The sequence below is a fragment of the Enterococcus sp. AZ128 genome (assembly GCF_051714485.1).
Classification (GTDB): domain Bacteria; phylum Bacillota; class Bacilli; order Lactobacillales; family Enterococcaceae; genus Enterococcus_A.
Map to the genome: position 1 here is coordinate 1,928,597 of NZ_JBIORZ010000001.1, position 26,807 is coordinate 1,955,403.

The 26,807-nt window shown below is 39.8% G+C and carries 25 protein-coding genes, 1 pseudogene and 1 other annotated feature; of the genes and pseudogenes, 6 read left to right on the plus strand and 20 right to left on the minus strand.

What is annotated here, in order from left to right; genetic code table 11:
* Window positions 1-78: 78 nt before the first annotated feature.
* The 5 genes from IGI38_RS09460 to IGI38_RS09480 all read left to right on the plus strand — a co-directional run bounded on the left by IGI38_RS09460 (window position 79) and on the right by IGI38_RS09480 (window position 3,543).
* Window positions 79-504 carry an HIT family protein gene (locus tag IGI38_RS09460; RefSeq protein ID WP_438729153.1) on the plus strand — a complete coding sequence of 142 codons (426 nt, stop codon included), beginning with the start codon at window positions 79-81 and terminating at the stop codon, window positions 502-504.
* Window positions 505-885, plus strand: coding sequence for a YtxH domain-containing protein (locus tag IGI38_RS09465; protein WP_438729155.1), 381 nt, complete (start codon window positions 505-507; stop codon window positions 883-885).
* 160 nt (window positions 886-1,045) lie between these two features.
* On the plus strand, window positions 1,046-1,978 hold the full coding sequence (locus IGI38_RS09470) for a peptidylprolyl isomerase (protein ID WP_438729157.1): 933 nt from the start codon (window positions 1,046-1,048) through the stop codon (window positions 1,976-1,978).
* A 106-nt stretch (window positions 1,979-2,084) separates the two neighbouring features.
* A complete protein-coding gene (locus IGI38_RS09475; protein WP_438729159.1) occupies window positions 2,085-2,912 on the plus strand; it encodes an NUDIX hydrolase in 828 nt (275 codons plus the stop codon).
* Window positions 2,913-3,063: 151 nt separating this feature from the next.
* On the plus strand, window positions 3,064-3,543 hold the full coding sequence (locus IGI38_RS09480) for a DUF2798 domain-containing protein (RefSeq protein WP_438729161.1): 480 nt from the start codon (window positions 3,064-3,066) through the stop codon (window positions 3,541-3,543).
* 55 nt (window positions 3,544-3,598) lie between these two features.
* Here the strand turns inward: IGI38_RS09480 and IGI38_RS09485 are convergent, their stop codons facing one another.
* The 4 genes from IGI38_RS09485 to IGI38_RS09500 form a co-directional block, all read right to left on the minus strand.
* On the minus strand, window positions 3,599-4,414 hold the full coding sequence (locus IGI38_RS09485) for a prenyltransferase (RefSeq protein ID WP_438729163.1): 816 nt from the start codon (window positions 4,412-4,414) through the stop codon (window positions 3,599-3,601).
* Between the two features lie 215 nt (window positions 4,415-4,629).
* Window positions 4,630-5,697: a 23S rRNA (adenine(2503)-C(2))-methyltransferase RlmN gene (gene rlmN, locus IGI38_RS09490; protein ID WP_438729165.1), complete on the minus strand. Its 1,068-nt coding sequence runs from the start codon at window positions 5,695-5,697 to the stop codon at window positions 4,630-4,632.
* Between the two features lie 244 nt (window positions 5,698-5,941).
* Window positions 5,942-6,724, minus strand: a complete 783-nt coding sequence (locus tag IGI38_RS09495) for a glycyl-radical enzyme activating protein (protein WP_438729167.1) — start codon at window positions 6,722-6,724, stop codon at window positions 5,942-5,944.
* 15 nt (window positions 6,725-6,739) lie between these two features.
* A complete protein-coding gene (locus IGI38_RS09500) occupies window positions 6,740-9,088 on the minus strand; it encodes a formate C-acetyltransferase (RefSeq protein ID WP_438729169.1) in 2,349 nt (782 codons plus the stop codon).
* Window positions 9,089-9,336: 248 nt separating this feature from the next.
* Between IGI38_RS09500 and IGI38_RS09505 the strand changes: the two genes are divergently transcribed.
* The gene (locus tag IGI38_RS09505; protein ID WP_438729171.1) at window positions 9,337-10,095 is read left to right on the plus strand and encodes a DeoR/GlpR family DNA-binding transcription regulator; all 759 of its coding nucleotides are present in this window, start codon (window positions 9,337-9,339) and stop codon (window positions 10,093-10,095) included.
* Window positions 10,096-10,135: 40 nt separating this feature from the next.
* Here IGI38_RS09505 and IGI38_RS09510 read toward each other — a convergent pair whose 3' ends face one another.
* The 16 genes and pseudogenes from IGI38_RS09510 to IGI38_RS09585 all read right to left on the minus strand — a co-directional run bounded on the left by IGI38_RS09510 (window position 10,136) and on the right by IGI38_RS09585 (window position 26,695).
* Complete coding sequence (locus IGI38_RS09510; protein ID WP_438729173.1) at window positions 10,136-11,227, minus strand: PTS fructose transporter subunit EIIC; 1,092 nt, start codon at window positions 11,225-11,227, stop codon at window positions 10,136-10,138.
* Between the two features lie 11 nt (window positions 11,228-11,238).
* Window positions 11,239-11,550 (minus strand): PTS fructose-like transporter subunit IIB, encoded by a 312-nt coding sequence (locus IGI38_RS09515; protein WP_438729175.1) that lies wholly within the window; start codon window positions 11,548-11,550, stop codon window positions 11,239-11,241.
* Window positions 11,551-11,633: 83 nt separating this feature from the next.
* Window positions 11,634-12,089, minus strand: coding sequence for a PTS sugar transporter subunit IIA (locus tag IGI38_RS09520; protein ID WP_438729177.1), 456 nt, complete (start codon window positions 12,087-12,089; stop codon window positions 11,634-11,636).
* Between the two features lie 10 nt (window positions 12,090-12,099).
* On the minus strand, window positions 12,100-12,510 hold the full coding sequence (locus tag IGI38_RS09525; RefSeq protein ID WP_438729179.1) for a PTS sugar transporter subunit IIA: 411 nt from the start codon (window positions 12,508-12,510) through the stop codon (window positions 12,100-12,102).
* Window positions 12,507-13,454, minus strand: a complete 948-nt coding sequence (locus tag IGI38_RS09530; RefSeq protein WP_438725454.1) for an IS30 family transposase — start codon at window positions 13,452-13,454, stop codon at window positions 12,507-12,509. Before IGI38_RS09530 ends, IGI38_RS09525 begins: the two co-directional genes overlap by 4 nt.
* Before the next feature lie 41 nt (window positions 13,455-13,495).
* On the minus strand, window positions 13,496-15,097 hold the full coding sequence (locus tag IGI38_RS09535) for a BglG family transcription antiterminator (protein ID WP_438729181.1): 1,602 nt from the start codon (window positions 15,095-15,097) through the stop codon (window positions 13,496-13,498).
* A gap of 329 nt (window positions 15,098-15,426) precedes the next feature.
* Window positions 15,427-17,829 carry a DNA translocase FtsK gene (locus IGI38_RS09540; protein WP_438729183.1) on the minus strand — a complete coding sequence of 801 codons (2,403 nt, stop codon included), beginning with the start codon at window positions 17,827-17,829 and terminating at the stop codon, window positions 15,427-15,429.
* Between the two features lie 118 nt (window positions 17,830-17,947).
* The gene (locus tag IGI38_RS09545; RefSeq protein WP_438729185.1) at window positions 17,948-18,775 is read right to left on the minus strand and encodes a transporter substrate-binding domain-containing protein; all 828 of its coding nucleotides are present in this window, start codon (window positions 18,773-18,775) and stop codon (window positions 17,948-17,950) included.
* Window positions 18,776-18,798: 23 nt separating this feature from the next.
* The gene (locus tag IGI38_RS09550) at window positions 18,799-19,434 is read right to left on the minus strand and encodes an amino acid ABC transporter ATP-binding protein (protein ID WP_438729187.1); all 636 of its coding nucleotides are present in this window, start codon (window positions 19,432-19,434) and stop codon (window positions 18,799-18,801) included.
* Between the two features lie 13 nt (window positions 19,435-19,447).
* Window positions 19,448-20,089, minus strand: a complete 642-nt coding sequence (locus IGI38_RS09555) for an amino acid ABC transporter permease (protein WP_438729189.1) — start codon at window positions 20,087-20,089, stop codon at window positions 19,448-19,450.
* A gap of 444 nt (window positions 20,090-20,533) precedes the next feature.
* Window positions 20,534-20,759, minus strand: a binding site (T-box leader).
* An 80-nt stretch (window positions 20,760-20,839) separates the two neighbouring features.
* Window positions 20,840-21,931 carry a DUF871 domain-containing protein gene (locus IGI38_RS09560; protein WP_438729191.1) on the minus strand — a complete coding sequence of 364 codons (1,092 nt, stop codon included), beginning with the start codon at window positions 21,929-21,931 and terminating at the stop codon, window positions 20,840-20,842.
* 28 nt (window positions 21,932-21,959) lie between these two features.
* The gene (locus IGI38_RS09565; RefSeq protein ID WP_438729193.1) at window positions 21,960-23,348 is read right to left on the minus strand and encodes a glycoside hydrolase family 1 protein; all 1,389 of its coding nucleotides are present in this window, start codon (window positions 23,346-23,348) and stop codon (window positions 21,960-21,962) included.
* 252 nt (window positions 23,349-23,600) lie between these two features.
* A pseudogene (locus IGI38_RS09570) lies at window positions 23,601-24,853 on the minus strand (PTS sugar transporter subunit IIC).
* A 17-nt stretch (window positions 24,854-24,870) separates the two neighbouring features.
* Window positions 24,871-26,013 carry a GNAT family N-acetyltransferase gene (locus tag IGI38_RS09575; RefSeq protein ID WP_438729196.1) on the minus strand — a complete coding sequence of 381 codons (1,143 nt, stop codon included), beginning with the start codon at window positions 26,011-26,013 and terminating at the stop codon, window positions 24,871-24,873.
* A gap of 11 nt (window positions 26,014-26,024) precedes the next feature.
* Entirely contained in the window at window positions 26,025-26,354 is a 330-nt protein-coding gene (locus tag IGI38_RS09580) for a PTS lactose/cellobiose transporter subunit IIA (RefSeq protein WP_438729198.1), read from the minus strand.
* Window positions 26,355-26,377: 23 nt separating this feature from the next.
* The gene (locus IGI38_RS09585) at window positions 26,378-26,695 is read right to left on the minus strand and encodes a PTS sugar transporter subunit IIB (protein WP_438729200.1); all 318 of its coding nucleotides are present in this window, start codon (window positions 26,693-26,695) and stop codon (window positions 26,378-26,380) included.
* Window positions 26,696-26,807 lie beyond the last annotated feature (112 nt).

Consider the following 26,807-nt stretch of genomic DNA (forward strand, 5'->3'; position numbering starts at 1 on the left):
CACCGACTTCTGGTTTTCTCTTTAGCAGTCGTCGATATAAAATAAACCAATTATGAATGATCAGAAAGGATGTTTGCAATGGAAAATTGTATTTTTTGTAAAATCATCGACCAAGAAATCCCTAGCTACAAAATCTATGAGGATGACAAAGTCTACGCATTTTTAGACATCTCACAAGCCACGAAGGGCCATACATTAGTTGTTCCCAAACAGCATGTAACTGATATTTTTGAATACGATGATACCTTAGCAGCGGATGTCTTTGCTCGTATCCCTAAAATCGCCCGTGCAATTGAGAATGCTTTTCCTGAAATGGAAGGATTAAATATTTTAAATAATAATAAAGAATTAGCTTATCAATCCGTTTTCCATTCTCATATACACTTAGTTCCGCGTTATAGCAAAAAAGATGATTTCTCAATTCATTTCGGTAACCATACCGATCAACAAACACCGGAAGAAATGCAAACAATTGCTGATAAGATCAAGGAGCAGGTGAAATAAATGGGCTTTTTTAAAGGAATTCTATTTGGTGCCGGTCTTGGGACACTAGGCGGACTTCTGTTAGCGCCTCGTAAAGGTGAAGAAACAAGAGAAAAATTGATTACAAATACACGAGAAATCGTTGAATTAACGGATGAATTGAATGATAACCTAACCGCATTCCGCGAATCGTTAGTTACTTTAAAAGGAACCTTCGATACGTTAGTTCCTGCTTTTAAGACTGGGGTTGAAAAGGATGTTGAAGAGTTTCGCTTTCAAGCTGAACCTCGTATTCAGCAGATTCAAGCACAATTAGAAAAGATCAATCAAGCATTGCCTCAACCAGAGGAAAAAACAGTTATCAAAAAAGGCCGGTTCTCCTTAGAAAGACCTGCCGAATAAACATAAAAATTAATTTGATTCACTTAAATAATTATGCCTTTATTGTGAATTTTCTCGGAAACTATTTTTAACCCCCTTTCCTTTACATTTTTAGGTGTGTTATAGTTGAACAGGAATAACAAACGAATGTAAATATAATTTTAGGAGTTGTAGCAAAGAAATGAAGAAAAAGATTCTTTTAGCCACTGCCGGCTTACTTAGTGTAATTGTACTGGGGGCCTGTTCAGGAAGTTCTAATCAAGACATCGCGACAATGAAAGGCGGAAAAATCACCGTCGAAGATTTTTATAGCGAAGCGAAAAAAGAACAAACAAATCAAAGTCTAGTCCGTAACATGATCATCTACAAAGTTTTTGAAAATGCTTATGGAGATAAGGTTACTGATAAACAAATCGACAAAGAATACAATAAACAAGCAAAACAATTAGGCGACAGCTTCGAAAGCCAATTGCAATCTGCTGGTTATACGAAAAAATCGTATAAAGAATATTTGAAACAATCACTAGCTTTCCAAGAAGGCTTGAAAGCACATGTGAAGATCACTGATAAAGATATAAAATCTGCCTGGGATTCATTCCACCCAGAAGTAACGGCTCGTATCATTCTAGCAAGCAGCGAAGATGACGCAAAAGAAATCAAGAAACAGTTAGATGACAAAGGTGATTTCGCGAAAATCGCGAAAGAAAAATCACAAGATTCAACAACGAAGGAAGACGGCGGTGAAATCAAATTTGATTCTCAATCAACAACCGTTCCTACTGAAGTTAAAGAAGCAGCCTTCAAGTTGAAAAACGGAGAAGTTTCTGATGTAATCACTGCAATGGATTCTTCAACTTACCAATCAAGCTATTACATTGTCAAAATGGAGAAAACCTCTTCTAAGGGCAATGATATGGACAAGTACAAAAAAGAATTGAAACAAATTGCCGAAGATACAAAAATGGCTGACCAAACCTTCTCTTCTGAAGTTATCGCGAAAGAATTGAAGAAAGCGAATGTGAAAATCAAAGATGATTCATTTGAAAACATCTTATCTGATTTCCTAACGACGGATAGCTCAAGTAAAAAAGCAACAACTGAATCAACAAAATAATTCAGACTAATAAAAAGGGGAATTCCAAGCGGAGTTCCCCTTTTTTGGCTATTCATGCTACAATAAAGTGGCGAATACTTATAATAAGAAGATGGGTGAACAGAGCATGAAAAAATTTGCCTCTAAAGAAGCAGAAAAAGATTATTATGAACACGAAGCGGATGAAGCTGAATTCGTCGCTTGGTATAAAGAACAGGATCATCCCGAATATGACAAGCCTTCCGTCACCGTCGACATCGTCATCATGGGTTATAACAAAGAAGAAGATCAATTAAAAATTTTACTGATTCAACGCCGCGGAAACCCTTATCGTAACTCTTGGGCTTTGCCAGGTGGTTTTGTGGAGCGTAATGAATCAACCAACGACAGCGTTCGCCGCGAAACTGCTGAGGAAACCGGTTTAACTATCGGACGTAAAAGTGTCGAACAGCTTCATACCTTCAGCACTCCGAATCGTGATCCTCGAGGCTGGGTGATTACAGTCAGCTATTTAGCATTTATCGGGCAAGTACCGCCAACGGCCGGCGATGATACACAAGATGCCCGCTGGTTTAATCTTGAACGTCATGGTGAAACGATTTGCTTAACAAGCGATGATATTTCCATTGAGATTGAGTTGGAAGCTGGAAAGTCCGTCGGAAAAGATACCTTAGCCTTTGACCATAACGAAATTATTCGTAAGGCCTTTAATCGGGTCGTGAATAAGATGGATCATGAGCCATTGATTCTGCAAGTTTTGGGTGAAGAATTTACGATCACAGAGGCGCGCAAAGTATTTGCGAAATTCTTAGGTGTAGATTTCAAAACCGTCGATCATTCCAATTTTAAAAAAGCAATGCTGCAATATTTTGATGAAATCGGCGAACGCCCGGTCGGTATTGGCCGTCCTTCAAAGATCTATCGCCTAAAAGATGAGATTGGTGAAAAAAAATAAAAGTTTTACTTACATGAAATAGGAAAATCTGTATATAATGGAAAAAGCAAAAAAATGACTTTCCATAACGCAGTGAAGATTCCCAAAGTGGCCATCGTAGCGAGTTATACGATGGCCGCTTTTTTGCATTCAAAAAATAGGAGGATTTTTAATGCCAAGTAATAAAAGAGAAAGTTTTATTTATACGATAATGATGTGTTTCGTGATGGTGTTCTGGATGAGTTTGTACAATATTTATTTACATTCAGGCGCGTTCACTTTAGAGGTTTTTAAATCAGCATGGCTTGGTTTGCCGTTAGGCTATTGCTGCGCTTTACTTTTGGATTGGTTTGTCGTATCGACTCCAGCGAAAAAAGTAGCCTTCAAACTATTACCGACATTTGCGAGTCCCTTACGCAAAGTCCTTACTGTCTCTACCTGCATGGTCTTGCCAATGGTCTTTTTCATGTCCTTGTATGGTTCAATCGAAGTCTTGAGTCAAACACAGGAATGGAATAAGTTATTCATTATGTGGGGAACAAATATTTTGAAAAATCTTGTCATGGCTCTGCCCTTTCAGATAATCATCGCTGGACCTCTCGTTCGAAAAATGTTTAGAAGAGTCTTTCCAATCGGAACGATTTTAGCTTAATACAAAAAAAGCCGGGAGCACGCTATTCGTGTTCTCGGCTGCTTTGTTTCATCTGCTATTTCGCTAGATTGGAAAGAATCTCCTGATAACGTTCAGTCGCTACGTCACTCACCTGATTCTTTTTGCAAAAATTCAATTTTCGCAATTTAGGAACTACCCGTTCGACAACGATTTGATCCTCAACTGTCTTTTCTTTCAATACTTCAAAAGCTTCTTTGAAACGCGAATCATTTCGAGCTTTTTTATAAAAGGACAATACGTAAAGATAATAGAACAGATCATAACCGCGAAATGGGTATTCCACCTGCATGAATAATGTTCCGATTCCATAATGACATGGACCGAGCGGTAGTTTACTCTCCCAATGGCCTAAGAGAAATTCCACAGCTTCATCCAATTCCGCTTCCTCAATAAAACTTGTCCGCCGAAATAATTCTAACGCATTTAATGTTGGTAACGGATTGGAAAACTCTGTTTCTGGTCCTCGGCCAAAATAGAACTTTTTACACCACCAGCCACCATCCTCGTAGCGTGTTGCTAATAGCTGTTCCATCGTTTGGACCATTCGCGGATCATCTCCATGCCCCAAACGAACCAAAAGTATTGCTGCCGGAATCGTCTGACAGGGAAACACTGCCCCTTTAGGATAAAGTTTGAAATCGCCGGGTTCACGCCAGCTGTCCCATAAAAGTTCAGCAACCTTCTGTAATACCTCTTCCTGCGGGTCCATCCCCAGCTCCAAAAGATACTCCGCTGATTCTAAACAAGAAAAAGGGGCGCCCTTTCCTAGACGTTTATCTTCCGTTGTCCAATAATCCCAACCTTGATCGTACCGATGATCCAAAATCGTTTGAATATCTGCTTTGTTCATCTTATTCTCCTTGATTGCACTTTCTTTTAAGTGTATCATAGCTGGCTGAAACTAGGGAACGTATTTTCGTATATATTGGTTTGTTAGTACAAAAACTTATTGATAATACACTTAGTTTATGAGTATTATTCTTCAGTCGTAAAGAATGAACTGAATTTTCATTTCGCCTATCATTCAGCTAAAAAACTCCCTCAACGAATGAGGGAGTTAACAACTTATTTTGCTGCGGCTTTCTTCATTTGCTTACTGCGTAATTGTCCGCAGGCGGCATCGATATCCGTACCATGTTCTTTTCGGATCACGCAATTGATACCATTCTTTTTCAAGACATCATAAAAACGTAAAACATCCGCTTTGCTGCTGCGGGAGTATTGATCATGTTCGCTGACGGGATTATATGGAATCAAGTTCACATAGACTAGCTTTTTCTTGTCTTTCATCAAGTCTGCTAATTGCTGTGCATGGTCTGGTCGATCATTCACACCTGATAACATGATGTATTCAAACGTCACTCGGCGGTTTGTTTCTTCTATATAATAGTCTACCGCTCCCATCAATTTCTCGATTGGAAAGCTGCGATTGATCCGCATGATTGATGAACGAACTTCATTATTTGGAGCATGTAATGAAATCGCTAGGTTGACCTGCAATCCATTTTCCGCGAATTTTTTGATTTTCGGAACTAAACCACTTGTTGAAACCGTGATATGACGTGCACCAATGGCCATGCCTTTGTCATCATTGATGACGTTAAGAAAATTCATCACATTGCCGTAATTGTCAAAGGGTTCACCGATTCCCATTACGACGGCATGGGAAACACGTTCCTCTTCCCCACGTTCATCAAAATAATGTTGGACTAACATAATTTGCGCGACAATCTCGCCCGCAGTCAAATCACGCTGTTTCTTCAACAAACCTGATGCACAAAATGTACAGCCGATATTACAACCGACTTGAGTCGTCACACAGACAGACAAGCCGTATTCTTGACGCATCAATACCGTCTCGATCATTAAATGATCCGGTAATTCGAATAAATATTTGACGGTGCCATCGCTTGCTTCCTGTACGACTATTTGTTTTAACGGATTGATAATAAAGTTTTCTTCTAACAGAGCGATTGTTTTTTTCGACAGGTTGCTCATTTCCGCAAATTCAGTTACACGGCTACGATAAAGCCACTCCCAAACTTGCGTCGCACGGAATTTTTTCTCACCGTGTTCTAGAAACCATTCGACTAATTCTTCTCTTCTTAAACCATAAATTGAGGGTTTTTCCAAGGTGTTACCTCCTACTACATTATACCGAAGTGCTAGCCTATTATTGCAAAATAGCCAGCTCACTAATAAGATCAGAAATTTTAAAAATTTCTCTTCGTACGTCGCTTTTTTTTATCATTCGAAAAATAGCAACATTCGCTACATACTATAACCGATTCACAAGTAGAAAACAATCAACTTTGAAAAAAAGAAATGATTTCACAACCTGTAAAAAAGGCTAAAAAAATGAGAGACATTAAGTCTCTCATTCCAATCCATCAACATTTGCAACGATTCCTGCCAACTCAAATTTTTCCTTAAGGAGATCGATTTCTGCTTGATTCAGTGTTTTAACATCTTTCATGCTGTATTTCCAGCCAAGATAGTCATATTTGCTGCTGCCGTATTGATGAAATGGCAATAAATGAACTTCCGTAATCTCCCGTTCAGTCAAAAAACGAATGAGTTGTTGACTATTTTTTTTATTTGTTGTGTATTCAGGAATCAGCGGGATTCGCGGAATTACTTGAATTTGATTCTGACCTAAAAGATAATCAAAATTTTCTCTGACCGTTTCCGGATCAAGCCCAATAACTTTTTTTGCCTCAGAACGATCCATGATTTTTAAATCAAATAGCACTTGATCAACATAAGGCGTGAGTTTTTTAAGCCTTCCCACTGGAAAACATCCCGTCGTTTCAATTGCTGTATGGGTTCCAAGCTTTTTTAATTCTTTTAAAAGCGCACTAGCAAATTCAGCCTGCATCAAGACTTCGCCGCCGGACAAGGTCACACCGCCGCCGGAGGTCCGATAGAAAATTTCATCCTTCAATACTTCATCCAGCAACTCGTCAATTGAGCGCCATTCTCCGATTTGTTCAGTCTTGCCATTTTTCTTCCAGAGAGCAGGTTCAACTTTTTTTCGCGATTCCGGGTTTGAACACCATGGACAGCGTAAAGGACACCCCTTTAAAAAAATCAATGTTCGGATTCCCCCGCCATCGTGAACGGAGTAGCGTTGAATATTAAAAACTAGTCCTTGATCCATTTTTTATCCCTCACCCTATAATTGGTGTTCCACGCGCGCAATAATATCGTCTTGAATCTGTTTATTCAAATCAACGAAGAAGGCGCTGTACCCCGCTACACGAACCAATAAGCCAGAATATTTCTCTGGATGTTTTTGTGCTTCTAGCAAAGTTTCTTTCGATTGAACATTGAATTGGACATGCTGAATCTTTAATTTAGTAAATGCCAATAAAAAGTCAGCAAATTTATTTAACCCCTGTTGGCCCTTCAACGTGTTGGGCTGAAACTTCAGATTCAACAAACTGCCGTTTACAGTCAAATAATTATCCAGCTTGCTGACAGATTTTAAAACAGCCGTCGGACCTAAATGATCTCTCCCAACCATTGGTGACAATCCACCATCAGCTAATTGTTCACGAGCTTTGCGTCCATCAGGTGTTGCCCCAACGGCTTCTCCTAATGGAATGTGTGCTGAAACGGTGTACGCTCCGGGAATAAATTGCCCGCCTCGAACATTTTCGTATTTCTCTAATTCTTTGGCATAGTGTCGGAACAATTGTGCGGCAATAATATCCAGTTCTTCATCATCGTTGCCGAATTTTTCAAAGTCTTGAATGACATGTTTTTGCAGCTCAGCATATTCACCAGTGAAGTTTGATTCCAGCGCATCCACCAATTGGTCAAAGCTCATCTCCTGATTCTCGAAAATCATTTTTTTGATGACGTACAATGAATCACTTAGATTGGCTTCACCAATTCCTTGTACTCCAGAAAAATTGTAGCGAGCACCGCCTTCTGTGACGTCCTTACCCTTTAATAGACAATCATCGATCAAGACAGATAGGAAAGGAGTGGGTGCATAATGACGATGTCCTAAATCCACGATATTCGATCCTTTAACTACTAGTTCAACATAATAATCGATCTTTTTCTTGATCGTCGCGACTAACTGATCATACGTGAGTTCAGCAACACCTCTTAGCTCGTACATACTTAGTTCCATAATTCTCAGCAAGTTAAAGAGCGCTATGTCGTGCAGTCCGTAGGTTTTACCTGGAATAGAGGTCTCCACACAGCCTACTGTCGCATAGTCTCGTGCGTCATCAAGCGATACTCCTTTGCTTAAAAAGGCTGGCACACAGACCTCGTCATTAAATAATTGAGGGATCCCTGTTCCCAAGCGAATTGTCACTACTGCTTTTAGCAAAAAACGTCGAGGAATCAATTCATTCATGCGCACTGATAAATTTGGCTGCGGCAGTAATATCTCATGATAAAGCGTCAACATCACAAATGATAATGGATTGACTGAGGTATGGCCTAATTCATCCAAACCACCAAGAACGACCGTGTAGCCTGTTGGAAATCCCGCAAAACATTTCGCGCTGCTCTCAGAACGCAACAGTACAACATCATTCGTCTTGATATAAAAATCGCCTAATACTTCATATAAAAACTCTTGATCGATCCCTGCTTGCAATGACGATTCGTAGAATGGGTATAAATATTGATCCATCCGCCCCAAAGAAAGCGAAGAAGCATTCGATTCGTATTGCCCAACGATGCTAGTCATCCATAATAATTGCAGTGCTTCATAAAATGAGTCCGGCTTTTCTATGCTTAATTTGCGGCACATTTCCGCAATCGTTTGTAATTCTTGATGGCGTTGTTTTTCGTCTTCTTCTCTGCTCATCTCTTCTGCCAATTCAGCGTAGCGTAAAAAATGGTCGCGCATCGCCGTAAAAATGATTTTTCCTGCTTGATAAAAATGATTATCCGGCTCCTCACTGATTTTCTTGCTTAACATTTCAAGATAGCTGCCGATTCCTCGTGACAACATTCCAGGGAAATCCATGATGATATGGCCTTGTCCCTTATCCGTTTGATTCAATTTAAAGACTTCATCTTTCAAGGCTATTTTTACCTCGTCAGTCAACTCTCCATTGATAAAATCTTTCATCGAACGTTTTTCCCAATAAGGAAACAATTCCTCGCGATAGATTTTTTTATCCGCTTCTGTGAATTCAAACTGATCTTGGGGACGTGTGGCGATCGTATCAATCTCCTGCATGATCCAATAAGGGTCCATCTCTGGTGAAAGAATGCCTGAGCGAGGCCGAACAGTTCGATTACCGACTAATAATTCTCCATTGCGAATACTGATTTCAACATTTGCTAAAATGTGTGCTACTGCTTTTGCTCGTCGAAGGATCGTCGGTTCTCCTTCAGTCTGGCGATAACTTTCAGTGTAGAGAAGCGCGCGTTCTAATGAAATCTGACGCTTCTCCTTAAATAAATGGTCCTTCATTTGCTGAATTCGGGGATTCCCCTTGTCCACGACATTCGCGATATTTTTTTCTTGATTAATAACTCCCGTTCCCATTTTGTTCACTCCTTTTTCATTTTAAAATATTTATTTTCCTTCTAAAAAAAATACTTTGATGTTCAAGCAGTATGTATCTAATGCTCTTCTGCCTCTGTTCCCCCTTAGTATAGAAAGTTTTTTCGATTGAAACTACAGAATCCTTTGAATTACAAGAAAAAATTGGATTTGATCACTTTTTCCCAAGTTTCCGATTGTTTTTATTGGAATCTCATGCTAACGTTGAAGAAAAAACTGGAGGTTCTTAGATGAAGGCTGCCGAAATTGCTCAACGACGCAAAGAAATCACCGAACTTTTATATCAGCAAAACGAGCTTAAAGTTCATGAACTAGTGAAAAAGTTTCACGTCTCTGATGAAACAATCCGCAAAGACTTGGCCTACCTAGCCGAAGAAGGTATTTTAGAAAAGCAGCATGGCAAGGCGACCTTAGTACGTGAAAAAGAATTAGCTCCAGTCTTTCAAAGAACCGCGCAATTTTTGGAAAAGGATAAACTCACTCAAGCTGCCTTGTCATTCATTTCTGCCGAAGAATATACGATCGGCCTAGATCAAGGGAGCACCTTAGCTCTTCTTGCTAAAAAAATAGTACCCTTCGAGAAAAAACAAATTTTTACTAGCTCCTTAGCTGCCATCACTCAGTTGGCGAGCAGTCATCACAAACTCTTTTGTTTTGGCGGCGAATATTCACCTGCCGACATGGCTTTTCGGAATAATGGCAGTGAAATGTATCCTGATATTCAGTTTGATCTTTGTTTTTTCGGATCAAGCGGTGTTAAAAATCGTAAAGGCTTTTGTACCTCTTCTCTGATTGATGCTGAAGCCAAACGCCTAATGCTAAAAAAATCCACAAAAAAAATCGTGCTGCTGGATCACACGAAATTTGAAAAAACGTCGCTTGTACAGGTCGCTCCCTGGTCGGAGATCGATATCGTGATAACCAGCAAAGGACTGCCGTTAGATTACGAGCGCATGATTCGTGCTTATGCAAAATTGATTTTAGTTTAAAAAAGATGCGCCGATGGATTATTCGGCACATCTTTTTTTGCTACATGATCTCGATATCCAAATCAAAGTCATCATCAATATCAACTGCGTGAGCCGCATCTTCAACGACCGGCTTTTTCAAAGCGATAACGATACCTGCGGTAATCACTGACCCAATCACCGTTCCAAGTATATAGACCAGCGGATTCTGTGCTACCGGCGCAACGATCCATCCGCCCCAAGGTGCCGGATTTCCCGCACCTAATACCATCGCTATCGCAGCTCCGATAGCACTGCCGATCATATTCGCCGGAATACAACGTAGTGGATCAGCCGCCGCAAACGGAATCGCACCCTCTGAGATACCGACCATACCCATTACGATCGCAGCTTTTCCAGAATTTCTTTCTTCAATGGTAAATTTCTTAGGGGCAACGATTGTTGCTAACCCCATCGCAAGTGGTGGGATGCAGATAGCAGCCCCGATTCCTGCCATGATCGTCAACGCTGTATCGCTTGGCAAACCGGTCGCAGGATTAATTGTTCCTACCATTGCAGAACCAAAACTGAAAGCAACCTTGTTGATTGGGCCGCCCATATCAGAAGCAATCATCGCTCCTAGAATCAGTCCAAGAACGACCAAGTTTCCGGTTCCCATTGATTCCAGCCACTTTGTCAAAGCGGTCATCAACGCAGCAATCGGCTGACCAATGACCCAATACATCAATGCTCCAACAATCAGAGTTCCAAATAATGGAATAATAAAAATCGGTCCTAATGAACGCAAACTTGATGGTAATTTGATTTTCTTCAAATAAAAAACCACTACTCCGGCTAAAATACCTGATAAAATCCCTCCTAAAAAGCCCGCACCAATATTACTAGCAATCAAGCCGCCAATAATCCCCGGTGCCAAGCCTGGACGATCCACCATCGAAAAGGCGATGTAACCAGATAAAATCGGAACCATCATTCCCAATCCAGTGATTCCGATATTCGCAATATCGGCCAACCAGCCTTTATCTGGCACGGAGGCATTCCCTGAGAGCAGCACACTCAGTGCTAATAAAATTCCGCCGGCAACAACAAAAGGAATCATGTATGAAACACCGGTCATCAAATTTTTTCTTGTATCTTTTAATAATTCAATCATTGCTGTTCCTCCTATTTAGCTAATTTCTGCTGGAGCTTTTTGACGATCGCATCACCCTTATTGATGCAATCACCGGCACTTACACGAACAACTGGTTTTCCTTTAAAACGATCTTCATTTTTTATTCCAATATTATTGGTCAGAATGACCGCATCCGCACTTTGGATTTGTTCCATCGACAATTCATTTTCGATCCCGATTGATCCCTGAGTTTCAACGTGGATTTCCACGTTATTCTTTTTCGCTGCTACCTCTAAACTTTCGGCAGCAAGATACGTGTGGGCTACTCCTGATGGACATGCCGTTACAGCAACTAATTTCATAATAGTTTTCTCCTTATTATTTTTTTTTGAAGGTTCTGTAAAAATGAGGAAGGACTCTCTTACCACATTCCAGGCATTTCTTTTTAAGCAACAACACCGGCTAAGCTATCGTTTAATAGTTCAACAATTTCTTGATCACTCGCTGCTTGTTCTAAGGTGTCTCTGAATTCTTGATGAACCAATTTTCTTGATAGACCTGCAATAATTTTCAGATGCTGATCTCCTTGACACTCTTCTGGAACAGCTAGCAAAAAGACGAGGCTAACATTTTCTCCATCAAGGCTTTGCCAGTCAATTTTATTGTTCAAACGTCCAAAAGCCACTGTTGTTTCTTTAACATGGGAACTTTTACCATGCGGAATAGCGATACCGAAACCAATCCCTGTCGTCGTTAAATTCTCACGCTCCACAACACTTGCGACATACCCCGCGTGGTCATATAAGCGCCCTGCTTGATTGATTCGTTCAGCTAAAACGTTGATAGCACTCATTTTTGAATCTGCATCAATTGCCAAATCGACTAATTCTTCGTTAATCACTTACATCTTTCTACCTCCTGATAATGTCGTTATATATTTCTTTTGCCGTTCTTTCTGCGAAAAAATATTTTAGCTGTTTTTCCGATTGAACGATTTTATGAATATCTGTGATTACGCCCCGTACCAATTTGCGATCGCTTTTTGCGATACACATCAACAAAACATAATGGACTTTTCGCTGATCCCAAATGATTGGTTGAGCCAAGGTTACGATCGCAATCTTAGTTTGCAAAACATTTTGCGGAGACGCATGGGGAATGGCCACCCCAGTTGCAAGTGCCGTCTCCCCGATCGCTTCCCGATCAAAAACTTCTTTGCGAAAGCCTTTTGAAACAATCTTTTTTTTCTCTAGCTGGTTGATCATCCAGTTTAAACAAACTTGCTTATCTGAAAATTTTTTTTGCGTATGCTGAATTGTCAAATTAATTGCAACATTTCTTCTTGAAAGACTTCCCAACAATTTTTCCAGTTCAATGTTTTTTTAGGACGCATATTTATCTTGCGTAATGCTTCCTGTTTCTCCGTAGGGGGTACCTTTGAAAAATCAGTTCCCTTAGGGAAGAATTCTCTAAATAAACCATTCCCATTTTCGTTAGATCCGCGTTGCCATGGGGAGTATGGATCACAAAAATACATAGGTACGTCTAAATCTTTCTCAATTTCTTTCCAGCAAGAAAACTCTTTCCCACGGTCGACCGTAAAGCTTAAAAATGCCTTGTGACTCCCTAGGTCTTGCACAAAAGCTTTAATCGCTTGTGCCATTGACTTCGCGGTACGATCCCTCATTGAGATCGCCCAATAAAAGCGTGTTTTCCGTTCAATAAACGTTGCTTCGCAGGCTTTGCTTTCCCCTCTGCTAGAAACAACTGTGTCCAACTCCCAATGTCCAAATTCTTCTCGAGTTGACACAGAAGCTGGGCGTTCATCAATGGTATGCCCTACAGTCATTTTGCCTCGTGCCTCTTCTTGTTTTTCTTGTCTTCTGCCTTTATGTCTCAGACACTGTTTAGACACATTAAGAATACCGGCATAGAGCCAATTGTAAATGGTTTTGAATGAAACTATTTGACGATCATTCGCAATTTGTTCAGGGGACCAGCTGTCTTCAAGATCACATTCAATCTGATAAGCGAATTCAGAAGTCCATTTGGACTTCGCACCACAGGCACTGCGCTTCATTTCCGCATCTAATTGCGCATTGTCGGCATTATAGATCAAATCTTCGGGTACTCGTTTCAACTCACGATCAATCGTTGTTCGGCTAACACCAATTCTGTCCGCTATTTCTTGAATACTCTTGGCATCATAAATCATCGTCTCTATACATTTTCGATTATCTCGTGTAAGCTTTTTGTGTGAACCCATCAAAATCACTCCTAGTAGTTTGTTATCCTAAACTCATTTTACTAGAAATTTTTGATGGGTTCTTTGTTGCGATTAATATTACAATTCAGCGTATAAATAAACTCTAGATCAATCACTTTCTTCAAAAAAGGAAAGTCTAGAACCTCGGCCTCGTCTGTTTCTTCTGAATAAAACAAGTTTGCGTAAAGCGCAGTGATATTTTTGATATCTTCTTGCGTTACCAAAGTAGAAACTTTAATGATCGGTTTATTCACGTCTGCTAATTGAATAGACGAAATAATCAAATCAACATTATCCAGATTTTTCTTATAAAGTTGATCGACCGTTGTAATCTCGGCAATATCTTGCGCCGGTAAAATTCGTTTAATTTTATTGAAGATTAATTCTGATGTGCCTACACCATTAGGACAGACAATCAAGATTTTTTTCCCGTTTTGGCTTTTTTCCAAAGAGACTTGGAAATACATGGCTACCAAAGCAACTTCTTCATCATTAAATTGAACGCCTAATTTTTCTTCGGCATTGGCTAAAGCATACCAAGTGGCACTAAAAGTAATTCCATACTGATTTCTGATTTCTTCAACTAATGGATTCGTAATTGCGATACCCATTTTTAAGCGATAGATCATTGGAATAAAATGATTGGCAAATCGTTCTGCTAATTGCGTATCCGCTGAGAAGTCAACCTGCATAATCTCACTCATATTTTCTAAAATCTTATGGATCGTTCCCGCATATTTCTCGTAACTTTTCTGCCCTTTCGTATTTGGCTTTACACCATAGCCAACCAATTGTCGATTGACATAGGAAATATCCTCTTCGTCATACTCAAAATCAAGTTTTTCTGCAAGCTTCACCAATAATTCATTGGCGATCAAATACGTATCAATCAATTTTATCTGATCAAATAGAAACTCTTTTTCCTCAATATGTTTCCCTTTATTTAAACGAAAACAAAAAACGAGCAAGCGGATAACCAAAGATTTCACGTAATGTTCAGGAAAACAGAAATCTGTTTGTTTCCTCCATTCCCCGATCTGTTGAATGAGCTTTTCAACTAACGTTTGCGGAAACAATTTGAATAGCAAGGTTTGTGTTTCTGCCCGAAATAGCTGTTCTGTATCGATCCCATGATAATCTAAATAGTCTTCACTGAATCGGAAAAGATTATTCTGGATATCTTCCTCGCTCCCATTAATTTTCGTTCCGCGTTTTGATACCCCAAGTGTCAAACGATATTTTTCAACGATTTTTTCTAAATCGCTCACGACTGAACTTGGACTCACATGAAATTGTTGTGCAAGCATTTGCTGTGTTACTGTTTCTTCATCAATCAACAGCTGCTTCGCAATCTGCCATTGACGTTCCTGCGATTCAACGACGGCCTCTGTCCGTATCCCAGTAATTCGTTCCAAAAACTGCATCTTTGCTTCAATCGTTCCTTTTAGCAGGACACCGATTCGCGGTTTCTTTTCTAAAACAAGTTCTGCCCTGGATAATAAGCCTTGAATTTTATCCAAATCAGAATAAATAGTTCTGCTCGATTTTTCTAACTTTTCCGAGTAGAAAGATACCGGCAAGTAGTCCTCATTCTGTACAAGTAAATAGATCAATTTTTTTTGCCGTGGATTCAACCCTTTCATTTTTTATTCCTCCAATTGTAAGCGCTCATCAATGTAACAAAAAGATAGCACAGGGTTTTTCTATTGTATAACACATAAAAGTTACACATTAATGTTGAAATTCAGCCATTTCAACTTCTAACACATCAAAGAACTTCTCAATATTCGCTATAAAAGCTTGCAATGGCGCTCTTTCAATGTGAACTAGCAGAAACTGAAATCGAAAAATAGGTAAACTTGATTCACTGAAATTGATTTCTATTCTGCACATATGTGCAATTATCGAAAAATAAAAAATAGAGGGTAGAATCAGCTGTCACTGATTTTACCCTCTAATCTTAGTATGTTTATTATTCATCTAAAGGATTTTCTATTTCTTCTTCTGCTTTCTGAAGGAGAACTTCTCGCGGTTTGCTGCCGGTAGATGGTCCGATAACACCGTGTTCTTCCAATTCATCGACGATTCTGGCCGCTCGATTATACCCGATGCGGAAACGCCGCTGCAGCAGCGAAATACTAGCAGTCTGCATATCGATCACTAAAGCTTTCGCTTCTTCATATAAATCGTCCTGTGGCGTTTCAGATGGTGATGAAGTTGTCTCTTCTGTTGGCATCATTTTTTCTTCGTAATGCGCTTCTTGCTGATCAGAAACAAACTCCACAACACGTTCTACTTCATGATCAGAGATAAAGGCTCCTTGCACACGAATTGGTTTATTTTCACCCATCGGCAAGAACAGCATGTCCCCTCGTCCTAGAAGTTTCTCGGCACCATTACTGTCAATGATCGTCCGTGAATCTGTACCACTTGAAACTGCAAACGCGATTCGTGATGGCACATTGGCTTTGATGATCCCAGTAATGACATCGACACTCGGGCGTTGCGTAGCTAAGATCATATGGATTCCCGCCGCCCGGGCCATCTGTGCCAACCGTGTAATCGCATCTTCGACTTCGTTACTGGCAACCATCATCAAGTCGGCCAACTCATCTACAATCACTACGATAAACGGCAAGATCGGACGATTTTGTCCATCTTCCATATTCTTCTGGATCACTAATTCATTAAATCCGGAAATATTACGAACACCTGTAGCCGCGAATTTTTCGTAGCGTTCTTCCATTTCCTGAACAACTTTTTGCAATGCTTGCGCCGCTTTTCGCGGATTGGTCACAACTGGTGTCAATAAATGTGGAATACCGTTATAAACGTTCAGTTCAACCATTTTCGGGTCAATCATCATTAGTTTTACTTCATTCGGTTTCGCCCGCATCAAGATACTGGTGATGATACCATTAATAGAAACAGATTTCCCACTACCAGTTGAGCCGGCAACTAACAAGTGAGGCATTTTTGATAAATCAGCGGTTTGGACCATGCCAGAAATATCTCGACCTAAAGGAACCTCCAACAATTTGTCTGGATGATTCGGCTGGGCTTCAATGATATCTCGGAATGAGACCATACTGATCGTACTATTAGGCACTTCGATTCCAATCAAGGACTTCCCAGGAATCGGTGCTTCCATTCGCACATCCTTTGCCGCTAGAGCCAAAGCGATATCATCCGTCAAATTAACGATTTTGCTGACTTTCACTCCAACTGCCGGCTGAACTTCAAACTTAGTAACTGATGGTCCCAAGCTGGCTTTAACAACCTTTGCATCCACCCCAAAGCTGTTGAAGGTTTTCTCCAGCACTTTGATATTTTGCTCGATTTTTTGATATTCGTCGCTTTGATCAGCCGCCGGAATTGAGTCTAGCAAAGTTGATGGCGGTAATTGGTAATCATGATCCTCTGGTTCAGCGTTGATCTCAAATTCTAAATCACCAGGATCATCGATCTCCTCTTCGTTAATTTCTGGCTGTTTCGTTGTGACTGGCGATGCTGAGGGTTCCAGATTTTCTTGAAAACCTTCGATCGGTACCAAGGTCATTTGCTCTGGTTCTTTGACCAAAGGCTCCTTGCTTTCCTTCGCCAACTGTTCACCAGGCGTCATCGAACGAACCTTATTTTTTTCCCGCTCTTCAAGCTCAGCTTTCTTTTTCGCTTTTTCAACCGCTTGCTTTTCGGCTTTAGCTTCAGCCTTCTGGGCCTGACGTTCTTCTTTTTTCGCTGTTCTTATTGCTTTTTTCTCATCAGATTCAGAAAATTTTTCTTGCATAGTGTCAACCAGCTTCGCCAAATAGTCAGTTACTTGGTTGAATTCTAGAAGACTGAATAAGAAGATTCCAAGTATCAGTAACAATCCAGCAATTAAATAGCTGCCCACTTGTGATACTAAAAAGTGGGTCAAACTGTAAAGCGTGGCACCCAACATTCCGCCGCCAACATTTTGAGTAATCCTATTTCCTAAGAAATCAGTCATTAACAAATCCCAAGTCGTTTTTAAAATATTGGGGTCTTTACTCTCTACATTCGCAAACAAACGCGCATGAAGAATCAGCAGAATTCCTAAATAAAAGATTCCGATCCCGATCCAGCGCCGCGGCTTGGTTACTCGTAGTTTTGTATTCTTCGCAACAAGTAAGCCGCCGTATAAACCTAAAAGTACGGCCAAAAATTGATAAGTATTCCCACCAATTAATCGCAATACGTTAGCAATCAAATTCCCTAAAAAGCCCAGCTGAAATAAGGAGAAGACTGTAAACAAAATAAATAAAAGCCCAATCCCGATAATCAGGCGCTGTTCTTGCAGTTGTTTTTGCTTTTTTGTTTTTCTTTTTTTCTTTGTACGCTTCTTTTGCGCCATGCTATCCCTCTTTCCATTCTGTACCATTATACAAAAAAAAGAAGGCGAACAAAAGTTTTGCTCGCCTTTTCTTTCTGGTTAATTAAAGTTTAAATTTTATCAGGGATAAAAGAATTGATTAATCCTTTGGTAAAGATAATTCTTCGCCAAACCATTTTTTCGAAATTTCAGCATATTGGCCATTGTCTTGTAATTCTTTGAAGGCACTGTTGATTTTCTTAACTAACTCTTTATCCTCTTTGCGAGCACCAACAGCAAAGTCTTCGTTTTTGAAGCCCACACTAGAGATAGTGTACGCATCTAATTTGCCAGCTTGTTTCAAATAGTAGTCAGCATAAACTTTATCGATCAAAAGCCCATCGATCCGTCCATTTTCTAAATCGATCATCGCTTCATTAAAACTGGCATATAATGTCGCATCATTATCCTTTACGATATCTTTTAAAATTTTCGTCTCGTTGTTAAAAGCTTCATAACCAGAAGACCCCTCTTGTGCACCTAAGATTTTATCCTTCATGCCTTCTGCTTTTGTGATGCCGCTATCCTTTTTAGTGACCAATACCTGTTCATTTTGCGCATAAGCATCAGAGAATAGCACTTTCTTTTCCCGGGATTTGGTCACTGTATAGCCGTTCCAAATCAAATCAATCGTGCCATTGGCTAATTCATTTTCTTTCATCGACCAGTCAATTGGCTGAAAATCTGCTTTGATGCCATATTCTTTAAAAACTGCTTTCGCCAAGTCTACGTCAAACCCAACGATATTTCCATCCTCATTTTTAAAGCCCATAGGGACAAAGGTGTCATCTAAACCAATCGTTACCTTTTTATCTTTCTCAATGGTTTTCCAACTATCAGTGCTGCTGTCTTCTTTCTTTCCGCAAGCAGTTAACGTTACCAATGTTAAAACAGCCACCATTCCCAAAATAATCTTCTTCAATTTCATACTTACTCCTCCAATATCTTTTTTTATTTGATAGGTTCAACCTTCAATACCTGATCGCCAATTTCTTCAGCAAAAACTAAATCATGGGTAACAACGATCTGAGTCACTCCATCTGCCTTCAATTCTAAAATCAAACTTGCCACTTGTTGGCGCAAAGCCGGATCTAAGGCACTTGTTGGTTCATCATAAGCCAACACCTTCGGATTCATCGCCATCGCTCGAGCAATCGCTAAACGTTGTTTTTGACCGCCGGATAATTGATATGGATAGTTATCAAGCAACTCTTCAATACCTAATAGACTAGCTAAATGTTTCGCCTTATTTGTGTAGGTTTCTTTGTCTTGCTTCAAAACCAATCGCGGACCGATCGTGATATTATCCATAACACTCAAGTGTGGAAATAATTGGAAATCTTGGAAAACCACACCGACGACTTGTTCCTGTTCTTTCGAAGACGTCGGATCAAAAGGTTTTCCATCTAATAAAAACGTCCCGCTATCTGACGTCTCTAAGCCAGCTAGTATTCGCAACAACGTCGTTTTTCCACCGCCGGATGGTCCAACGATTGCTAATATCTGTCCATCAGGGATCACTAAGTTCAAATTATTAATAACCTTTTTATTGCCAAACGATTTGTTTACATTTTTTAATTCAATCATTTTTTCCACCTGCCTAACGATAATAATTCAAACGATTTTCTAATTGCTTCAAAATTACTGACGTAATTCCCGTCAATGCCAAGTAAATAATTGCGACCCCGAATAACGGAAGTAATGTCGTGTCCCGCTCCATCGCAATTTTACCAGCGCGCATCACATCAGATAGACCAAGGATATATACAAGTGAAGTATCTTTTACTAAGTTGATGACTTCATTTCCAACGGATGGTAAAACGATTTTTACCACCTGCGGAATAATGATCCGTGTAATTGTCTGAACAGGAGTCAAGCCGATAACCTTCGATGCTTCATATTGTCCTAATGGAATCGATTGAATCCCACCGCGGAAAATTTCAGCATAGTAGGCCGCGTAGTTCAAAACAAAGGCGAAAAGTGCGGCTTCGAACCGATCAAAAATAATTCCGACAAGCGGCAGCCCATAAAATACAAAAATCAATTGCAGCAACAGCGGAGTGCCCCGCATAATCCAAACATAAAAACGTAAAATCCACTGTAAGGGTCTAAAGCGGCTCGCTAACCCAAATGATAGTAAAATTCCCAGTGGCAATGAGCCCAATATCGTATAAGTAAATAATTTCAGTGTGATCAATGCCCCTTGTAATAATTGCGGCATGACTTCGATCAAATAATTCATCCCAATATCCCTCCATGTTTTCGAAAGGTGTACGGCCTTTCGAGGTTTCTTAATCTTGACTTTGTCGTTTCTATTAAAGTAGAAATTATTAGTGCGGGTAGTTCGTTTTTATAGAACTATTTTCGTACGCATACGATTCTACTGAACATTCCAAGCCCAGCTCCTTTTCAAAATAAACTGCGAAAAGCGTACCTAACTGCTATTTCGTACTAAGAAATTAACTTTTAAAAAAAGCGAAAAAGTTAGTCTGATTCTCACTACGCATATCATTCTACTAGCCTGCCAAAGCAGGAAGCAGAACTGATAAAAAAAAGCCCTCTGGTATCTCTACCAGAGGACGTTAGTTACGTGGTTCCACCTCATCTTTGTCCTTCTCTCGCGAAAGGGACCTCTACAGGTCAGTATCCAGTTAGTGAAATAAAAAAAGTCCTTTAGCCACTAGGGCTAAAGGACGTAATTACGTGGTTCCACCTTTTTTCATCGTCGTCTCGCAACGAACGATCTTAACTGGTCAATCTGACCTCTGCGCTAACGGGCTCTCCCGGATCAACCTACTAATTTCAGCTGATCGACTCAAAGATGTGGTTCACAAATTATTGCTGTCTCTTCACACCAACCAGAGACTCTCTTTGAACAAATAAACTGCTACTCTTCTTTTCATTGTCGTTTGATTAAGTTGAGTCATACTTTACACGCCTTTATGGGGTTTGTCAATAAGGAACCCTCATCTTTCTTTCATCTGCCTCAAATTTAGTTTTTAGGAACAAACTGAAATTTCGCCCAAGGCTTCAAAAAGTCCAGCATAATCAATTCTTCCTGCGGGATTTTTCCAACAAGGTTTTTCCGCGAATCGCTATGAGGTTCTAAAACAATTTGTAATTCATTTTTATATTTCCCAAAATCATCATTCCCTACCACGACATCACCAACTTGAAACTCTTGAGTGTTATCGTGAACTGGATTTGCGACATCGGCATATTTTACCCGAACCATCGTTGAGCGAACCGTAGTTGCTGTAATATCACCGCGACGGAAATGTTTCGGATCAGCAACGATTTTGCGTTCGATTTCTGTTGCTTCAGGAACAAACTCGATTCCTAAACTCAATTTATAACGATCCACTGCTGCTACCTTCTCTAGTTCTTCATCAGAAGCATAGGCATTTCCGATTATCACCGTATCAATTAAACCTGTCGCAAACATATGACGAGCTTGTAAATCAATCGGCAAATGACGGTGCATTTCTAACGTTGGCAAACCATCGTTGACATCCCATGGGCCATATTCTGCGTCATGGCTTGTGATAAAGGCCGCCGTTTTAATCCCATGACCTTTGAAACGTTCGCTGCAGCTGATGAAGAAGTCATAGGGTAAAGCAGAACCTTCCTGCGGATAAAAATTGTGACATCCATAAATGAATGGCTCATTTGCTTCGTAAGACAAGATGTTATCAAGATAAGCAACATTGTTACTCATGTTCAATTCGATAGCTAACCCTTCTGGATTATAACTCAACATCGCTTCCTTATTTCCATCAAATCCTTCATCCAAACGAATTCCTTCCGCTCCAAGCTCTGAGAAAAAGCTCAAATCGTCATAGGAAATTCCTAAGTCATCAAAAATTGAAGGCGCAATATCTAAGACGGTTTCAAAACCTAACTCCTTTGCATAGTGGATAATACCGCCAAATTTTTCGCTGACTTTTTCTTTTCCTTCAGTCACTTCCAACATACTCATGAAGATTCTAGTATAACCAAGTTCTGCCGCTTTTTTGATATAATCACGATCCGCCTGTGGATCACTATGATCGGGATAAACCGAAATGCCTAATTCACGTTTCACTTAATTTCCTCCTTTTAAAATTATTGGGTTAGTCTTCTAAGCCGTTTCTTTCTGCTACTTCTTTGAACCAGTTACCAGATTTTTTAACGGTTTTAATTTGTGTATGGATATTATTCGAGATAAAACCATAACGATTTTTATAGGAATTTAGCCAAGACCAGCAATCGATTGGCGTCCACATATGATAGCCAAAACAATTTGAACCTTCTTCGATCCCTTTATGAAGCCATTCCAAATGTTCTTGTACAAAGTCAATCCGATAATCATCTTCGATCATACCGTCAGAATTTTTGAAACGATCTTCATTTGAGACACCCATACCATTTTCAGATACGTACCATGGAATATTTTTGTAATTCTCTTTAATGTTCACAGCAATATCATAAAGTGCTTTTGGATAAATTTCCCAACCGCGGTCTAAATTCACTCGGCGGCCAGGCATATCAAACGCATCATAATAGCGATCTGGCATCCATTCACCTACTGAGTTTGGTGCTACATCCGGTGCTTTTACACGATTTGGATGATAGAAATTCACCCCTAAGAAATCAACCGTATTATTCTTCAAGATTTCTTTCTCTTCGTCCGTTGTTTCCCATAAAACTTTATCTTTAGTTAGTAACTCTTCCAATTCAGCAGGAAAATGACCATAGATAGCTGGTTCCAAGAACATTTTATTATTCCAAAGTTCAGCGATTCGTGCCGCCTCTTGATCTTCTGGGGCATCAGAAGCAGCATAAGTCGGAGTTAGATTTAAAATCGTTCCGATTTGCGCATCAGCAATATTCAGCTTTCGGAATGCTTGAATCGCTTTTGCTGAAGCCAAATTTAAATTATAAGCTACTTGAACCGCTTTTTTGCCATCGACGATATTAGGATAATGGAATTGGAATAGGTATTCACCTTCTACAACAACCATCGGTTCATTATGCGTGGTCCAGAATTTTACACGATCACCAAATAATTCAAAACATTTTTCTGCAAAGCCAACATATAGTTCGACTACTTTCTTCGATTCCCAGCCGCCATATTTGTTATACAATTCTACTGGTATATCAAAATGATGCAGATTCATCGTTGGTGTCATGCCTTCAGCTAACATCGTATCAATCACGTTGTTATAAAAATCTACCGCATCTTGATTGACAGTATTTGTTTCTAAATCATCAATCAAACGACTCCATTGGATACTTGTCCGTAAACTGTTCATACCGATTGAACGCATCATTTGGATGTCTTCTTTGTAGCTGTTGTAAAAGTTTGATGCAACATCCGGACCTACATGATTGTGGAATTTTTCCGGTTCGATCTCAAAATGATAATCGAAGACATTGGCATGTTTTTTGTTGAAACGGCCTTCGCTTTGTGGGCCAGAGGTTGCGGCACCCCACCAAAAATTCTTTGGAAAAGTTTTCATTATAAATCTCCTAACTCGTTTTAAAGTATTTATTTCTTCTTCCAGAGAAATAAGTTCGATTCTCATCGTATACCATTTCTCTAAATGAATTGAAAATTAAAAGAGAAACTCGTAGCTAGTTCCTATTATGAAAATGACTTTTCTCACTTCACATAGCATTCTGCTACACAGTACAATTCATACTAATTTCTTAACCGACAAACAGGGGCTAGGGATCAATTGAACGATCCATAACCCCTTTTTTGTTATCAATTATGCTTCTGTTACTTTTTTTAGTTCTTGTCTTGTTGCTAGTGATACGAATGGAACATAAATAGCGATTGAAATTAATACGTTAACAGCTGCCAAGATTGCTCCTGAGAAGCTTTGAGTTGCCAAGAATCCTCCAATGATTGGCGGTGTAACCCATGGCGGCATAACTGTTGCTGCCGGCACCCAACCAAAGCTTGTTGCAAAGTAGGCTGTAGATACACAGACCATTGGTGTCAAGATGAATGGAATAAACATAATTGGGTTCAATACCAATGGCAAACCAAACATCAATGGTTCATTAATGTTGAAAATACCAGGAGCTGCAGCCAAGTTGTTTACGACCATAAATGGTTTGTTTTTACGTCCTACTAAATAGATTGCGATAATCAGACCGATTGTTACCCCAGTACCACCCATGTTTACAAATGAATCGATGAATGGTTTGTTTACGATATAAGGAGCTGCTTTTCCAGCTGCAAGAGCAGCATTGTTTGCTTCAATAGCTGGTGCATTGATTGCTTGCATGAATGGGTCAATCATGTTGGCACCATGTAAACCAAAGAACCATAAGAATGGCGTAATGAAGGCAATCAATAATGCTGAACCGTAAGAATTGGCTAAGCCCATGAATGGTTCTTGAACAGCACCGTAAAAGGCAGCAAACATATCTTCAATACCAAATCCGGCAATAATCGCTGCAATCAAACCAAAGATTGAGATCGTGATCATTGCTGGGAATAAAGATGCAAATGAACGTGCAACTGCTGGCGGCACGCCGTCTGGCATTTTAACGACTAATTTTTCGTTACCAACTAAACGAGTGAATACTTCTGCTACGATAATCCCTACGATCAATGCTACGAACAAACCAGAAGAGTTCATACCTGTTGTAGCTGCACCTAAAGTGAAGAAAGAAGCTACAGATACAATCCCTGTACCTACTGGGTCTTTACCATAGTGATGAGCCAAATTGTAGGCTACTAAAAATGCGATCAAAACTGAAAGAACACCAAATGTTCCGTTCCAGACAGCTCCACCAAAGCCTTTCCAAGCTTCACCGCCGAAAATACCGTTCATAAAGTTTTGGAAGGCCGGAATTGGCAGTTGTTCAACATTACCGCTAAAGCCCCTAAAATCATTAACGGCATCGTTACTGTAAATGCATCCCGAATCGCGATCAAATGACGTTGATTACCGATTTTTGACGCGTGCGGGATAAAGTGTTTCTCCATAAAATTAATAAATCCATCCATTGTGTATTCCCCCTATTTTAAAAATAATCATAGAAACTTTGTCGACCTTTTGGAAAAATTTCCGTTTCAAAATCTTTTGAAACAGTGACTTTACCCAGAAAAATTCCTTCGGCTAAAGTCAATTCCCCTAATAACAATTCGCTCCACCCATGAATCGAAGCTTTGATATCGCCTGCTTGCTGTACTTTTTGACAACTCCCCTGACTGACTAGCCAGCTACCAACATTCCAAGGACATTCCTTATCTTCTGTTACTTCTAATATAATTTCTTTCTGGTAAATCGGAATTTTCGGTAATAATTGCGTAATGTCAATAATTCGACTCATCATATAAGGTTCTATAGTAATCGTAAAGTACTCTTGCTCCCGGAAACATTTTTCAATGATCTCATGAACCGGTGCGTGATAAAGAAATTCTTCAAATGATGAGACATGGGACTTCAAGTACGTTAATAACTTTCGCAATGCGAGTTCGTTTTCATAGGCGAGTTCGTCTACTACTAGCGTGTTGCCTTGCATTCGATAAATGATGTATCCTTTCGCTTCACCAGTATCGTCAAAAGCTGCGGCATAAAAACGGTGCGGGTAGTACTCATTTAAACGTTCCCACCACCAGTCTTCACGAACGACTGTTCCAACTTGCTGCTGTTTTAATAAGCGCTGATAAATTGATTGGATCACCGACTTCATCTGCTGCCAGGTTCCACGTTTGACATTCCCCCTTCGTTCACTTGGCAAATAATTAAAGGCTAGCGCTGGAATGCGATATGTTTTTCTGCGGCTTGTAGGTTCGTACCCAAATTGTCGATAAAAATCTTCGGAAAAAGGAGCCAGCTGTGAAACCGCCACACCCTGTTGATAAAGATCTGACAAAAGGTCAGGCATGATACTGCTGATACCACCTTTGCCTCGATATTCTGGATAACTAGCCACATAACCAACACCAGCCATTTTTACCTTCTGTTGAAAAAGTTGAATCTCAAAATGATTCGCCATGACTAGATTAGTCAATTCCTCGTCTTGATAAACACCGTAAGCATCAGCATGTGCATAACGGGATAAAAAGAGCGGATCATCGATGATTGTTTGCTGCTTTCTAAAAGCGTATTCAATTAAACCTGTGATCGCTTTCAACGATTCTTGATCACGAGCTAATTTCACGGGATCACTTCCTATTCGTTCCCTAAACGTTTGTAAAGATCTACTACTTCTTTAGCCATATCATTAAAAGTAATACCAGTCATCAGGTGGTCCTGACTGTGAACAGCTAACAGTGTTACTGTCATTGGATTACCACTTGCTTCTTCTGTTAATAACCCTGTTTGAGAATGATGTGCTTCAACTAATGCTTGATCTGCTGCAGCAAGTTTCTCTTGTGCTAAGGCGAAATCGCCATCTTTAGCTGCCTGAATCGCTTCCATTGCATCGCTTTTGGCATTGCCAGCGTTGATGATCAGCCCCATTACTGCTTCTAATTGTTCTTGACTCATTGTTTCGCTCATTTGCTTAGCTCCCCTTCTGCTTCCTATTTCATAAGATTAAGCGCAGTATTTAAAACAGCTTCACCGTTCATCATGCCATAATCTTTCATATCAATAACATCAACTGGAATCCCTTTATCAGCTAGTTTTGTTTCAAATTGACCCTTCATGAAACGAACTTGTGGTCCCAATAATAAAACATCAACTGGTTTGCTTGCATCTTCTAATTTTGAATCTGCCTCTGAAGCTGACACTGCGAAGATATCTGATTCTAATCCTGAAGCTTCTGCTGCTTTTTCCATTTTTGTTACTAATAAACTAGTACTCATTCCTGCTGCACAAACTAACATAATTCTTTTCATATCTAACACTCCTCGATTTTTTATTGTTCACTTTATATAAAGCAAATTGCGTGCCAACTTTTCCACCGCACAGAAGCCGTCGTGATAAGGTTTTCATCTTACACACAAAAAA